Annotated in this window: 15 protein-coding genes; 11 read left to right on the plus strand and 4 right to left on the minus strand. The window is 45.3% G+C overall.

Annotated features, from left to right (window positions below):
• The first annotated feature begins 83 nt into the window (after positions 1–83).
• Entirely contained in the window at positions 84–215 is a 132-nt protein-coding gene (locus tag DXD06_RS06200) for a hypothetical protein (RefSeq protein WP_055260949.1), read from the plus strand.
• Positions 216–350: 135 nt separating this feature from the next.
• On the opposite strand, the gene DXD06_RS06205 is transcribed toward DXD06_RS06200, so the two are convergent.
• Both DXD06_RS06205 and DXD06_RS06210 read right to left on the minus strand, forming a co-directional pair.
• Positions 351–1,694 carry a permease prefix domain 1-containing protein gene (locus DXD06_RS06205; protein WP_117831045.1) on the minus strand — a complete coding sequence of 448 codons (1,344 nt, stop codon included), beginning with the start codon at positions 1,692–1,694 and terminating at the stop codon, positions 351–353.
• Between the two features lies 1 nt (position 1,695).
• Positions 1,696–2,031: a PadR family transcriptional regulator gene (locus DXD06_RS06210; protein WP_117831046.1), complete on the minus strand. Its 336-nt coding sequence runs from the start codon at positions 2,029–2,031 to the stop codon at positions 1,696–1,698.
• 408 nt (positions 2,032–2,439) lie between these two features.
• Here DXD06_RS06210 and DXD06_RS06215 point away from each other — a divergent pair, with 408 nt between their 5' ends.
• The 4 genes from DXD06_RS06215 (at position 2,440) to DXD06_RS06230 (ending at position 6,753) form a co-directional block, all read left to right on the plus strand.
• Positions 2,440–3,834, plus strand: a complete 1,395-nt coding sequence (locus DXD06_RS06215; RefSeq protein WP_117831047.1) for an ABC transporter substrate-binding protein — start codon at positions 2,440–2,442, stop codon at positions 3,832–3,834.
• A 114-nt stretch (positions 3,835–3,948) separates the two neighbouring features.
• On the plus strand, positions 3,949–4,806 hold the full coding sequence (locus DXD06_RS06220; protein WP_117831048.1) for a carbohydrate ABC transporter permease: 858 nt from the start codon (positions 3,949–3,951) through the stop codon (positions 4,804–4,806).
• A complete protein-coding gene (locus DXD06_RS06225; RefSeq protein ID WP_022044939.1) occupies positions 4,806–5,714 on the plus strand; it encodes a carbohydrate ABC transporter permease in 909 nt (302 codons plus the stop codon). The genes DXD06_RS06220 and DXD06_RS06225 overlap by 1 nt, the downstream gene beginning before the upstream one ends.
• A 37-nt stretch (positions 5,715–5,751) precedes the next feature.
• Positions 5,752–6,753 carry a LacI family DNA-binding transcriptional regulator gene (locus DXD06_RS06230; RefSeq protein ID WP_022044938.1) on the plus strand — a complete coding sequence of 334 codons (1,002 nt, stop codon included), beginning with the start codon at positions 5,752–5,754 and terminating at the stop codon, positions 6,751–6,753.
• A 44-nt stretch (positions 6,754–6,797) separates the two neighbouring features.
• On the opposite strand, the gene DXD06_RS06235 is transcribed toward DXD06_RS06230, so the two are convergent.
• Complete coding sequence (locus DXD06_RS06235; RefSeq protein ID WP_117831049.1) at positions 6,798–7,835, minus strand: AI-2E family transporter; 1,038 nt, start codon at positions 7,833–7,835, stop codon at positions 6,798–6,800.
• A 185-nt stretch (positions 7,836–8,020) separates the two neighbouring features.
• Here DXD06_RS06235 and DXD06_RS06240 point away from each other — a divergent pair, with 185 nt between their 5' ends.
• The gene (locus DXD06_RS06240; protein ID WP_330418159.1) at positions 8,021–8,869 is read left to right on the plus strand and encodes a patatin-like phospholipase family protein; all 849 of its coding nucleotides are present in this window, start codon (positions 8,021–8,023) and stop codon (positions 8,867–8,869) included.
• Positions 8,870–8,876: 7 nt separating this feature from the next.
• Here DXD06_RS06240 and DXD06_RS06245 read toward each other — a convergent pair whose 3' ends face one another.
• Positions 8,877–9,140 carry a DUF4321 domain-containing protein gene (locus DXD06_RS06245; RefSeq protein WP_055067167.1) on the minus strand — a complete coding sequence of 88 codons (264 nt, stop codon included), beginning with the start codon at positions 9,138–9,140 and terminating at the stop codon, positions 8,877–8,879.
• Positions 9,141–9,297: 157 nt separating this feature from the next.
• Here DXD06_RS06245 and DXD06_RS06250 point away from each other — a divergent pair, with 157 nt between their 5' ends.
• From DXD06_RS06250 to mnmA, 5 genes are all read left to right on the plus strand, one after another.
• Positions 9,298–11,163, plus strand: a complete 1,866-nt coding sequence (locus tag DXD06_RS06250; RefSeq protein ID WP_117831050.1) for a diguanylate cyclase — start codon at positions 9,298–9,300, stop codon at positions 11,161–11,163.
• A gap of 101 nt (positions 11,164–11,264) precedes the next feature.
• Positions 11,265–11,702, plus strand: coding sequence for an RrF2 family transcriptional regulator (locus DXD06_RS06255; protein WP_055260973.1), 438 nt, complete (start codon positions 11,265–11,267; stop codon positions 11,700–11,702).
• 22 nt (positions 11,703–11,724) lie between these two features.
• Positions 11,725–12,906 carry a cysteine desulfurase NifS gene (nifS, locus tag DXD06_RS06260; RefSeq protein WP_117831051.1) on the plus strand — a complete coding sequence of 394 codons (1,182 nt, stop codon included), beginning with the start codon at positions 11,725–11,727 and terminating at the stop codon, positions 12,904–12,906.
• Positions 12,907–12,933: 27 nt separating this feature from the next.
• The gene (gene nifU, locus DXD06_RS06265) at positions 12,934–13,377 is read left to right on the plus strand and encodes a Fe-S cluster assembly scaffold protein NifU (RefSeq protein ID WP_022044805.1); all 444 of its coding nucleotides are present in this window, start codon (positions 12,934–12,936) and stop codon (positions 13,375–13,377) included.
• Positions 13,378–14,457 (plus strand): tRNA 2-thiouridine(34) synthase MnmA, encoded by a 1,080-nt coding sequence (gene mnmA, locus DXD06_RS06270; protein ID WP_117831052.1) that lies wholly within the window; start codon positions 13,378–13,380, stop codon positions 14,455–14,457.
• Positions 14,458–14,617: the final 160 nt, after the last annotated feature.

A 14,617-nucleotide genomic window follows, 5' to 3' on the forward strand; every position in this document is an offset into this window, starting at 1 on the left:
GAAAATCATTTCGAACATATCAGCCCATATGACATAAGATAATTGAGAAGGGCGCACACCAAAATAAAAAAGGAGGTGTATCGATGATGTATGCAATCGATCCAACCATGTCCTTTGCTCAGGTAGTTCAGTATTACAAGGATTACGTGAAACGGACGAAGAGCTACGGACGCAAACCGGTATCCTTCCTGCGATTTGTAACAGGCAGATACTAAAATCGGATGATCCGGTGGCAAAGAAGCCGCCAGCTCACCCGATTTTTCTTTTACTACGGAAATAAAACAAGATAAAAACGGCATAGCTGTGATTCAGTACATATTGCAGGGATCACAGGCTATGCCGTTTGCTGTTTAAACCGTTCCAGTATCCGGAATCACGGCTGGGCCGGATTCTTTTTCATACAACACATTCCGGTTCCGGATGATCCCCAGCAGAATCCCCACCAGAATGGAATTGGCAACTGTGCCAGTAAGTCCGTAAGATAAGAACGGAACAGAGGCGGTATAAAACAGATTGATGCCAAAGTTCGTCAGTACATAGTTGAACAGCTCAAGGAGAAGGACTCCGCTGGCAGCAGTACCAAGCAGCATTGCCAGACGGTTGCTCTGCCGCAGCGCACAGTGCATGCTGTACAGCGCAAAAAAGGCAAGTGCAGCGATGATTAAAATGCCGGCCGCAATGCCGAACCACAGAAAAATACTGTGCAGCAGATAGGTAGAGTAAAGTTCTTCCCGTGGAAGACGGTCACTGACAGAACTTCCACCGAACAGGGAAAAACGTGTCTGTTCATACTGCAGGGCAAGTCTCGTAAAGCCAGGTCCGTCGTCAGTATGCTGCAGTCCGAGTGCAGTCAACAGGCGGTCATACAGATAGGTTTGCGGACGTAAAAACAGGCTGCCTGCCAAAGCTGCGATTCCGATATAAGGAAGAAGTGTCCAGCACCAGAGAACCTTTTTGGAACCGGGCAGAATCCTTTTTTGGATACAGATTCCGGACAGCAGGACGGACAGAAAAACAAATGCCAGAACCGGCGGCCATACAAAACCACTGGTGTGGCTTAGGATCGCTCCGAAAAACAGGAGTGACAGCACATGTAGCCAGACAATGGTTTTCCATCCTTTTTTCCGGTTGGAGTATAGCAGCAGTGCATAGGACAGTGGATACAGCAGACACAGATAATAGCTAAAGGTACGGGTCTGCCAGAAAGAGAACGTGCCCGGAAAGAAGCAGGCGAGCAGCGCGAATCCCAAAAACAGACCGTATAAAAACCAGCTGTATTTTGATAAACACATGTAATTGCTGAACATCCCAAACAGAATAATGCCGAAGCCAATCACCTGATAGAAAACGGCATGCTGCATAAACACGGTGTTGGAATAGGTGGTGTTAAGTGGTTCAGAACCATACAGGATATATTGCATGAAAATTCCGGATAATGTAAGAGCCACCGCAATGCCGAACAAAACACCCGGAAACCGGGGACGGTGGATCCGGTTTAATTCCGTGCCGGCTGCAACCGGGTCTCCCATCTGCCGGACAGCTTCTTTTTCTGCTGCGTCCGGAGACATTCCTGTATCTATATAATCCTGCATCTGTTCGTCAATGTGTTCCTGAATTTCTTCCAGCACATGGGTACGTGCATGTGGGTTTAAAATCTGTTCGCCCAGGGTCTGCAGATATTCTTTTTCCTCCATATCAGATTCCTCCTTCAAAACTTAACACATTGCTTACAGCAGCCTGATAGGTCATCCATTCCTGTTTTTTTTCGGAAGAATGATGCCGGCCGGCTTCTGTCAGCTGGTAATATCTGCGTTTTTTCCCGGAAGAAGCATCCTCATAGGACCGCACATAGCCCTTGCTCTCCAGGGAGTGAAGCAGTGGGTACAGGGTGCCGGCTTTCAGTTCAAAGACGTTGTTGGATTTGCTGCGAAGTGCTTCAATCATTTCGTAGCCGTACATGTCTTTGGTTTCCAGAAGGCGCAGCAGCAGAAGTGCCATGCTTCCCTGTACGAGATTTTTGTCAATACTCATGGTATATAAACCTCCTTTAAGTGTTTGATAATTTGTGGTCTGGCAGGACTTTGTATTCTGGCTGGATTGCGGGCGCAGGAGCCGCATGCAGGAGCCAGTGCCCGCAATCCCGCCAGAGCCGGAAGTTCTCCAGATACACATATTATAGACTGCCTATACATGGAATATATATCGATAGCCTATATATGTCAAGCAAAGAAAAATATATTGTGCAATATGCATGAAAAACAGAAAGAAAAACCTACTTATTTCACAAAAATGAGAATAACACTTGCGGAACCGTGCAAAAAAGGTGTATACTCTGCTTACTGAAAACGTTACCGGAAACATTGCCGTGAACGTTTTCAACCAGGGGTTGCCGTATGGACGGTAACGCTACGAACGTATTTATTTCAGGAGGGTGAAAATATGAAAAAGAAAATTGTATCAGCATTAATGGTTGCCGCAATGGTTGTCACAGCATTCGCAGGATGCGGAAGCGATAAGGGCGGCACATCCACACAGGGTGGAGACAAGACCAGCAAGAGTTCCGGAAAGGTTTACATGTTAAACTTTAAACCAGAGACAGACGAAGCCTGGCAGAATCTGGCAGAGACCTATACCGATCAGACAGGTGTAGAGGTAAATGTGCTTACCGCAGCAGACGGACAGTACAACACAACATTACAGTCCGAGATGGCAAAGTCGGATGCACCTACCATCTTTAATGTAGGAAATTCTTCCGCAGCACAGACATGGAACGATTATACATATGATCTGAAGGACTCTGAACTTTACAAGCACTTGACAGATAAGTCTCTTGTAATCAACTATGATGATAAGGTAGCTGCCATTGCAAACTGCTATGAGTGCTACGGTCTGATCTACAACAAGACAATTCTGGAAGGATACTGTGGCATGGATGGTGCTGTAGTTTCTTCGGTAGATGAGATTAACAACTTTGATACTTTAAAGAAAGTTGCAGATGACATCAATTCCCGTATTGATGACATCAATAAGGAACTTGGAACTGACCTGACAGAGGCATTTGCTTCCGCAGGACTGGATGACGGATCTTCCTGGAGATTTTCCGGACATCTTGCAAATATGCCACTGTACTATGAGTTCAAGGATGATGGATGTGACCTTACAGCCGGGGAAGAGTCCATTAAGGGAACTTATCTTGATAACTTCAAAAACGTATGGGATATGTATGTATCTGATTCCGCAGCAGATCCTAAGACATTAAATTCCGGTGCATTAAATGCAGAGTCTGAGTTTGGTATGGGAGAGGCAGTCTTCTACCAGAATGGTGACTGGGAGTTCTCTCCGTTAACAAACGAGGAAAACGGATATGCCGTTACAGCAGATGACTTATCCATGATGCCAATTTACTTTGGTGTAGATGATGAGAATGAAGGACTTTGTGTTGGTACTGAGAACTACTGGGCAGTGAACGCAAAGGCATCTCAGGAAGATATTGATGCAACACTTGAGTTCTTAAACTGGGTAATCACTTCTGACGAGGGACGTGATGCCATTACAAATCAGATGGGACTTACTGCTCCATATGATACATTTACAGGTGATTACGAGACAAAGAATGCATTTGCACAGGCTGCAAACAAGTTAATGACTGACGGAAAAACATCTGTAGCATGGAGCTTCAATGCTACTCCAAACGTAGATGACTGGAGAGCGGATGTTGTTTCTGCCCTGACTGCCTATACCGCAGGTGAAGGTGAGTGGGATGCTGTAAAGACCGCATTTGTTGATGGATGGGCAAATCAGTGGAAGATCGCCCATGAAGATGATGCACAGTAATCAAAGATGATGGGAAAAGGGGTAAGTGGCATGCCGCTTACTCCTTTTTTTAAAGAAGCACCTGCAGTGCAGGCTGGTACTGGCAGGGGCTGCAGTTAGTGAAAGGAATGTATTATGGAAAAAGCAATTAAAAAATATTTCCCGATTTTTCTGCTTCCGACAATGATTGCATTTGCAATTGGATTTATTGTACCGTTTGTATATGGAATTTTCTTATCTTTTTGTAAGTTCACAACCGTTACAGACTGGAAATGGAAAGGGTTACAGAACTATTCGAGAATCTTTTTTGTAAACGGAAAGTTAGACACAACATTTATTCATTCATTATGGTATACAGCGTTATTTACGGTTGTATCGGTGCTGATCATCAATGTGATTTCATTTCTCATTGCGATGGCACTTACCAAAGGCATCAGGGGTACCAATCTTTTCCGTACCGTATTTTTCCTGCCAAACCTGATTGGTGGTATCGTACTCAGTTATATCTGGCTGATGATTTTTAACAGCGTATTATCCAATTTCTCCAAGACAATCGTATCCACACAGTGGTATGCGTTCTGGGGTATGATTATTGTAGTATGCTGGCAGCAGATCGGATATATGATGATTATCTATATTGCAGGAATCCAGAATATTCCGGGAGAATTAATCGAGGCGGCAAAGATTGATGGTGCAAATTCCTGGCAGCTGCTCCGGCATGTAACACTTCCGATGCTGATGCCGACGATCACCATTTGTACATTCCTGACGCTGACCAATGGATTTAAGTTATTTGATCAGAACTTCGCTCTGACCGGTGGTAATCCGGCTAAGATGTCACAGCTTCTGGCATTAAATATTTATGACACAATGTACGGCACGACCGGATGGCAGGGCGTTGGTCAGGCCAAAGCGGTTATCTTCTTTATTCTGGTTGCAGTTATTGCGCTGATTCAGAATAAACTGACCACAAGCAAGGAGGTGCAGGACTAATGGCTAAAAAGAATAACAATCAGGTAAGTGCTGTCCGTCAGGCAAAACATGGCTGGATCTGGACACTGGCATTTACGGTTATCAGCATTTTATGGATTGCACCAATTCTGGTAGTCCTTTTAAATTCCTTTAAAAGAAAAGCCTTTATTTTCAGACATCCGTTTACACTTGGAACAGAGCCGCTTTCCGCTGGCTGGGATAAATTTATCCATGGTGTTGAACGTGCATTCTGTGGCTGGCTGAACTATTCCAACGGTATCCGTAAGACAAATTTCTGGAACAGTTTTGGGATTTCCCTGTTTATTACAGTAGGGTCGGTTGCATTGATTATTATCTGCTGCTCCATGTGTGCATGGTATATTACCAGAGTCCATACAAAAGTGACGAAAACAATTTATGTACTGTGTCTGTTTTCCATGATTGTTCCATTCCAGATGGTAATGTTTACGTTATCAAAATTTGCAAACCTTTTACATCTGTCCAATCCTCTTGGAATTATTGTTGTATATCTGGGATTTGGAGCGGGGCTGGCCGTTTTCATGTTTACCGGCTTTGTAAAGGGAATTTCCCTGGAAATTGAAGAAGCTGCAATGATTGATGGATGTACACCATTACAGACCTTTTTTAAGGTGGTTTTTCCAATTTTAAAGCCAACGACGGTAACGGTAGCAATCCTTGAGGCGATGTGGGTATGGAATGATTACCTTCTGCCGAGTCTGGTGTTGAATATTAATAAGTATAAAACCATTCCGATCGCAATCCAGTTCCTGAAACAGAGTCATGGACAGATCGACTGGGGTGCCATGATGGCGGTACTTGTTCTTGCAATTCTGCCAATTATTATCTTTTATATTGCGTGCCAGAAATATATAATAGAAGGAGTTCTTGCAGGTGCTGTCAAGGGCTAGAAAATAGACATTTCGTCTGTATATACGAGGTGAAGGAATGACAATTGTAGATATTGCGAAAGAGGCAGGATATTCTGTCAGTACGGTTTCCCGTGTCCTGAATGGAAGAAGAGATGTCAGCGAAGAAGCCCGTGACCGCATTATGCGAATTGTGGAAGCTTACCAGTTTGTACCAAATAACAATGCCAAGCATTTAAAACAGACCGTGAGCCAGAGTATTCTGATTCTCGTAAAAGGTACTTCGAATATGCTGTTTACAAATATCATAGAGGTAATTCAGGATACTATCGAGGGATCGGATTATTCCCTGCGGGTGCATTATCTGGATGAAGATGCAGATGAAGTGAAAGAGGCTGTGCGGATGTGCAGGGAACATAAGCCAATGGGGATTTTGTTCCTTGGAGGTAATATACAGTACTTTCATGAAGAATTTGAACTGGTCAATGTTCCGTGTGTGCTGGTGACAGATCGGGCGGATAAACTGGGATTTCGGAATCTTGCATCTGTTTCAACAGATGATATGGCAGCTGCGGAGATGGCGGTTGATTATCTGTTTGATCACGGACATCGCGATATTGCTGTTATCGGGGGAGATATGGCATTATCTTCCCCAAGTAAATACCGTAAAGCAGGAGCGAAGCGCAGCTTTATAAAACATGGCTGTGAATTTGAGGAAGAAAGTTATGCGGTAGCGCGGTTCTCATATGAGAGTGCATACAATGCCATGAACCGGATGCTGGCTTCCAAAAGATCCATTACAGCGGTTTTTGCCATGAGTGATGTGATGGCAGTTGGTGCCATGCGCGCAATTTTTGATGCGGGTCTGCGGGTACCGGAGGATATCTCGGTGATCGGATTTGACGGAACACTTCTTGCAGATTATTATAATCCAAAGATTGTGACGGTTTGTCAGGGGTATGAAAAGATTGCCAGAAAAAGTATCGATCTGTTGTTTGGCATGATTGATCTCAACAAACCGGCCACACATGAACTGGTTCCATTTAGTTTAAAAAACACAGAGAGCGTAAGCTCTATTTGATTTCTGCTTATTTTTAAGAAGCCGTGCAGCGTTGCTGCACGGCTTTAATTGATTGAGGGACGGAGCAGCCGGTAGATGGCTGCTGCAAGTGGCACGGCAAACAGGATTCCCCAGATACCGAATGCCCCACCGCCGACAATGACTGCGGCAAGTACCCAGATGCCGGGCAGCCCGATGGAATGTCCGACCACACGGGGATAGATAAAATTGCCTTCGATCTGCTGGAGAATTGTTAAAAAGATAAGAAATACCAGTGCTTTTACCGGGGAAACCGTAAGAAGCATACACGCACCGGCTGCGGCACCGATATAAGCTCCGATGACCGGTAGCAGTGCGGTTACACCTACCAGACAACCGATCATGGCAGCATAGGGAAGCCGAAGAATCCACATGCCGATGGTACAAAGCATACCGAGGATTACTGCCTCTATGGTCTGTCCTGCCAGAAAATGATGGAAGGACTGATTGAGAACCGTCAGTACATAACGTATTTTTTTCCCTTGGAAAACACCGAAACACCGGTCGATCAGGGAACTGCCCATCCGTAAGAGGGATTCTTTGGCAGCAAGCAGATAAAAAGAAAACATCAGTCCCGGCAGAAAAATTAAAAGCCAGCTGCCAAGTTTCTCCAGGGAAGTTTTCATGCCTTTTGCCAGACGGGGGATTTTTGCAATCAGTGTATCCCAGCAAAAGGGTTCATTCATCCATGCCCGGATTTCGTTTCCCATGCCAAGATCCATTTGCAGATGTTCGTTTGCCCACTCACACAGTAATTCTAAAACCTGGGGGAAATCGGTTGCGATGATCCGGATGCAGGATAACAGCTGAGGAACGATCATCCACCATAAGATCAGGATCACAAGCACAAGCGAAAGGTAGGAGAGTGTCATACATAGGGGACGCTGTAAGGGCGCAATGGCTGCCATACGGCATATTCTTGCATACCCTTTTTCGTAAAAACACATAAGGATATTAACTACATAGGCAATCATACAGCCGATCAGCAAGGGAAGGACTGCGCGGAAAACAGTTTTTGCAATTACTGCCAGAATGGGCAATACATAAAATAGTGAACCATACATAGGGCATACTCCTTTTCCTCTACAAATATTTATTAGTTTGGGCAGAAGAAAGCGGGATTATGTAAAAATAAGGAAATGTTAAGGTAGAATCATGGTTTCGCCCCTTGAAATCATGGAGAAAGAAAGCTAGAATACAAAACAGATGATAGAATCAAAAAGTATTGCTTATTTAAAGAAGGGATCCGATGATGAAAAAAGGACTGGTCATGGAAGGCGGAGCCATGCGCGGAATGTTCACCGCCGGAGTCATCGACGTGATGATGGAGCATCAGATTATATTTGACGGAGCAATGGGAGTATCTGCAGGAGCTGTGTTTGGCTGTAATTATAAGTCCAATCAGCCGGGACGCGTCATTCGTTACAATGCAGCGTACTGTAATAAACCGCAGTATGCGGGACTGCGTACATTTTTGAAAACAGGGGATATGTTCGGGGAACAGTTCTGTTATCATGATATCCCGGAGCATCTTGATCCGTTTGATTATGAGACTTACCGCAAGAATCCGATGGATTTTTACGTGGTGGTGACAGATGCCAAAACCGGGAAAGCTCTTTACAAAAAAGTGGATCGGTGTGATAAGAAAGAAATGGAATGGATGAGAGCATCGGCATCCATGCCGATTGTGTCAAAGCCGGTCTGCGTGGATGGATATGAATTGCTTGATGGAGGTGTAGCAGATTCCATTCCGGTGCAGAAAATGCAGGAACTGGGGTTTGATAAAACGGTAGTGGTTCTGACGCAGCCGCGGGATTATGTGAAAAAAAAGAATCAGCTGATGCCGCTGGCGAAAGTATCGCTTCGCAGGTATCCGGCGATGATTGATGCCATGGAACACCGGCATGAGCATTACAACGAAGAACTGGAATATATCAGGGAAAAAGAAGAACGTGGGGAATTGTTTGTCATTCGTCCGCCCAAAAAGATAGAAGTCAGCAAAGTAGAAAGAGACCGGCAGAGACTCCTTGCCGCCTACCGTATGGGACGGGAGACGATGAAGGAGCATATGCGCAGTCTCGAGCGGTTCCTGAAATAAGCACCTGTTACAGAAATCGGTAAATCAGGATCGCCAGCACAATTCCGATGATGCCGGCGATCGTTATTTTTATGGTTAATCCAAATGTGAGCACCAGAATTCCCAGATCAAGTACCAGTGGGTTGGAAAGACCAAAGGTCTGTCCGTAATTCAGCCAGCGGAGAGCCGGAACACCGGCACTAAGCTGACCGATAAAGCCACCCAGTACAACACCTGCGAGAATCATCAAAAGAAGTGCCCAATAGTTTTTCCCAGCAGTTCCTTTTGCCATAAAATATCCTCTTTTCTAAAGTCTAGACTCCTATCATATCATAAAAAGTGAAAAATCACAAAGGATACATGTTTTTTGTATAGAACAGCATTGAAGCCTTTGGTTTTTTGTGATAAATTAAACATATCGGCATGAATTGGTATATGGGGGAGGACAATTGAAAAAAATAGCATTGATATCAGACGGCTGGCGCCGGATGATCACGTATGCCTGGGTAGATGGAATCATTCGGAGAATTCGCGAACTGGATGAGGATATTGCTTTGTATCAGTACAATTGTTATGGCAATTGGAGCAAAGATGCATTGCATAATACGGGCGAATATAATATTTATAATCTGCCGGATCTGTCAGCGTTTGATGGAATTATACTGGATGGAAGCAATATTGTGGATGTCCGGCAAAAAGAAAAGATTGTAGAACGCCTGCAGAATTGCGGGGTTCCGGTTCTTTCCCTGGACTGGTATATCAGCGGATTTTATTATGTAGGCGCAGATAACCGGCGTCCGATCCGTGAACTTATGACACATTTATACGAAGTGCATGGATGCCGCAGATTTGTTTTTGCCGGAGGCCCGGAAGATGCTTTCGGAAATTTTGAACGTGTTGCTGCGTACTGCGAATGCCTGAAAAAATATGGAATGACATTGGATGACAATCCGATTTTATGTGGGGATTACGACTATGAGACAGGCGTGAACTATATGCGGGAGTATGTCCATAGCGGCTCGAAACTTCCAGATGTGTTTGTCTGTGCAAATGACAATATTGCGGCAGGAATCTGTGCAGAGGCAGAACAGTGGGGGTACCGCGTACCGGACGATTTTCTGGTGACGGGCTTTGATAATCTGGATAAGGCAGCCTATTTCCGTCCGCAGATTACGACTGTATTTCAGGACCGGGAGGAGATCGGAAAGCTTTGTGTGGATGTACTGCTCCGTATCTGGGAAGGAAAACCGGTGGAAGAACGCAATTATATTCCGGTTACCTGTATTTACGGAGAAAGTTGTGGCTGTCCGAATAACGGCATGGTAAATTACCGTGAATATATAAAGGAAAAGATTGTCGCCGCAGTCAAAAAAGATGAGGATGATTCCCTTCTCGTGGAATTGGAAGCGCAGATGGCAAGGTGCAATGGTTTCCGGGAAATTTTTGAATATATTGTTGACTATTTCCAGAAACTGAGATGTGACGGGGTATATTTTGTGGTGGACCGCAAGCTGTTTGCGGCCGATGAGGATACGGATTTTCCGGTGGAAGGCTATGATGAAAAGAATCTTGTGGTGGCAGATGGATTTGAGAACCATAAGAGAATGGCATTTGCCAGTGTCGGGGAACTGAACCGCCATCTGGAAGAAACAGGAAGCCAGAATGCCTATCTGTTTACCCCGATTCATTTCCGGGAACAGTCGGTTGGTTATCTGGTAATGAAAAACGGACGCTTTCTGTATGATAATCCATATTATTATGACATTCACAGCACGATTGTAAAGACACTGGAAACGCAGTTTAAGCAAAAACAGCTGGAGAATGCAGCAAACAAACTCCAGATGCTGTACAACAGGGACCCGCTGACCGGTATCTGTAACCGGATTGCGTATACGGACATTATCCGTCCGGCATTTGCAAAGTATCAGGAAAAGGGAATAGCATGTGCGCTTGTCTTTGTGGATGCGGATGATTTTAAATCTGTGAATGACACATATGGACATGAATTTGGAGATCAGGTACTGATAAGAATTGCACAGGTTCTTGAGGAAGAATGCCCGGAACAGGGATATGTATGCAGATACGGAGGCGATGAGTTCATCGGATTTTTCCCATATGCGACTTCCAAAAAGGCACAACAGTACACGGATCGTGTGCAGAGCCGGCTGACCAAGGAAAACATTATGATCAGTATCGGTGTAGAGCTGACGTTTGCGGGGGGAGAAGAGACTATAGATGAGTATCTGTCACTTGCCGATCAGAATATGTACCGCCAGAAACAAATGCGCAAAGAAAGCAGGAAAAATATCGATTGATAATAGATTGACAAATTTATCTTACCAATGTATAGTAACTTAGTAGGAATACTAAGTTTTAAATGCTGTACATTTTTTTAAGAAAGAAGAGATATATTATCATGAAGATTTCAACAAAAGGCAGATATGCCATGAGACTGATGCTGGATCTGGCATTGAACAACACAGGAGCGCCGATCAGTTTAAAAGATGTTGCAAGACGTCAGGAGATTTCCGACAAATATCTGGAGCAGATTATTTCCGTATTGAACCGCGCCGGTTATGTGCGCAGTGTGCGTGGAGCACAGGGGGGATATCTGTTGCGTAAAGCACCGGAGGAGTATACCGTTGGAATGATTCTCCGCCTGACCGAGGGATCGCTGGCACCGGTTGCATGTCTCGATGAGGGAGACGACGTCAACTGTGAGAAACGGGAAGACTGTGTTACCCTGATTCTCTGGAAAAAGATTAATGATGCCATCTGCAGTGTTGTGGATCATATCACATTGCAGGATCTGGTTGACTGGCAGAGAGAAAAAAATGGGGATTATGTAATATAACAAAGAAGAAAGTAGGAAGAGTATGAGTAAATTAATCTATCTGGACAATGCGGCTACCACACAGGTATACCCGGAAGTCCTTGATGCGATGCTCCCGTATTTTACGGAGCATTACGGTAATCCGGCAGCTATTTACAGCTTTGCAGGAGAGTCGGAGCGTGCGGTTGCAAAAGCAAGAAAGCAGATCGCAGATGTGATCGGGGCAAAGACCGAGGAAATTTATTTCACCGGAGGCGGAAGCGAGTCCGATAACTGGGCACTCAAAGCAACCGCAGAGGCATACAGCAGCAAGGGAAAGCACATTATCACATCCGCGATCGAGCACCATGCGATCCTGCACACAGCACAGTGGCTGGAATTGCACGGATTTGAAGTGACTTATGTCGGTGTGGATGAAAATGGTAAGATTAAGCTGGACGAGCTTGAGGCAGCCATTCGTCCGGATACAATTCTCATCTCTGTCATGGCAGCAAACAACGAGATCGGAACCATCGAGCCACTGAAGGAAATCGGTGCGATTGCAAAGAAACACGGGGTATTGTTCCATACCGATGCGGTACAGGCATTTGCACATGTGCCGATCAACGTGGATGAGATGAATATCGACATGCTCAGTGCCAGCGGTCACAAGATCAACGGACCAAAGGGAATCGGAGTCATGTATATCCGCAAAGGCGTAAAGATCCGTTCTTTCATTCACGGAGGTGCACAGGAACGTCAGCGCCGTGCCGGAACACACAATGTTCCGGGTATCGTTGGAATTGGAAAAGCAGCGGAACTTGCAGTTGCCAATATGGAAAAGAACACGGAGTATGAAGTAAAACTGCGTGATCATCTGATCGAGCGTGTGCTTGCAGAGATCCCGTACACCCGCTTAAACGGAGACCGTACCGACCGTCTTCCAAATAATGCAAACTTCTGTTTCCGTTTTATCGAGGGAGAATCCATGCTGATTCTTCTCGATCAGGCGGGCATTTGTGGCAGCAGCGGAAGCGCCTGCACATCCGGATCATTAGATCCGTCACACGTGCTTTTAGCAATCGGACTGCCACACGAGATTGCACATGGAAGTCTTCGTCTGACACTTTCCGAGAAGACAACCATGGAAGAGATTGATTATACGGTAGATAAATTGAAGGCAATTATCGAACGTCTGCGCAGCATGTCTCCTCTGTATGAGGATTTTGTGCGGAAAAACGGATAGAATATTTTGCAGAAGGAGAGAAACAAAATGTACAGCGAAAAGGTAATGGACCATTTTAATAACCCAAGAAACGTAGGAGAGATTGAGAACCCAAGTGGTGTTGGCACTGTTGGAAATGCAAAGTGCGGAGACATCATGCGTATGTACCTGGATATTGATGACAATGGCATCATCCAGGAGGCAAAATTTAAAACTTTCGGCTGCGGTGCAGCAGTGGCAACCAGCAGTATGGCAACCGAGCTTGTAAAGGGTAAGACGATCCAGGAAGCACTGCAGGTAACCAACAAGGCCGTTATGGAAGCACTCGACGGACTTCCACCAGTGAAGGTGCATTGCTCCCTGCTGGCAGAGGAAGCAATTCATGCTGCTTTATGGGATTATGCAGAGAAACACAATATCAAGATCGAGGGATTAGAGCGCCCGGTCAACGATATCAGTGAGAAGGAAGAGGCTCCGGAAGAGGAGTATTAAATGAAAGAAAAAGTAGTTGTCGGCATGTCCGGAGGTGTGGATTCCTCCGTGGCGGCCTATCTGTTAAAAGAACAGGGATACGATGTAATCGGTGTCACTATGCAGATCTGGCAGGATGAGGATGTCTTTGTGCAGTCACAGGAAGGTGGCTGCTGTGGACTTTCTGCAGTGGAGGATGCCCGCCGCGTGGCGGAGCGTCTGGAAATTCCTTATTATGTGATGAATTTTAAGGAAGATTTCCACAAATATGTCATTGATTATTTTGTGTCAGAATACGAAAAAGCGCGTACACCAAATCCGTGTATCGCCTGCAACCGTTATGTCAAGTGGGAGTCACTGCTTCATCGATCACTGGAGATTGGTGCGGATTATATTGCCACAGGACACTATGCGCGTATCATGCAGCTGCCGAATGGCCGCTATACGATCCGCAATTCCGTTACAGCGGCGAAGGATCAGACCTACGCACTTTACAATCTGACACAGGATCAGCTTTCCCGTACCCTGATGCCGGTGGGAGATTATGATAAGCCTCATATCCGCCAGATCGCAGAGGAGATCGGGCTTCCGGTTGCCACAAAGCATGATAGTCAGGATATCTGTTTTGTACCGGATCATGATTATGCCTCTTTTATTACACAGGAGACCGGAAAAGAAAGCAAACCGGGTAATTTTGTCGATGAAGAAGGAAACATTATGGGACAGCACCGCGGGCTGATTCATTACACGATCGGGCAGCGCAAGGGTCTTGGCATTTCTTCATCTACGCCTATTTTTGTCAAGGAACTTCGTCCGCAGACAAACGAAGTCGTGCTTTGCAAGTCCGAAAGCCTGTTTTCTCGTGACTGTCATGTGGATAATATCAATTATATGGCAGAAGAAAAGTTGACCGGGCCGGTCAAGGCTATCGGTAAAATCCGCTACTCGCATGCAGGTGCACCGTGTACGCTGTATCCGCAGCCGGACGGAACACTGTTGGCACAGTTTGACGAACCGCAGCGTGCCATGACGCCTGGCCAGGCTGCTGTCTTTTATCAGGACGATCATGTGCTGTGCGGTGGAACAATTGAAACCAAATAAAAATTCTTGGAGAGATCATGATTTTGTATCTCTCCTTTTTTACATGATATCCATTTTTGTTTTGCCTTCTTGACATAACATAGGGAAAAGACTATCATAAAATAAACAGACTAACAGCAGTTACAACAGACTAACTGCGGAACTTTGAAAGGAGAAGAAT

Origin of the sequence: Roseburia sp. TF10-5, from assembly GCF_003462365.1 — a bacterium.
In the GTDB taxonomy this organism is placed as follows: Bacteria; Bacillota; Clostridia; order Lachnospirales; family Lachnospiraceae; genus Roseburia; species Roseburia faecis.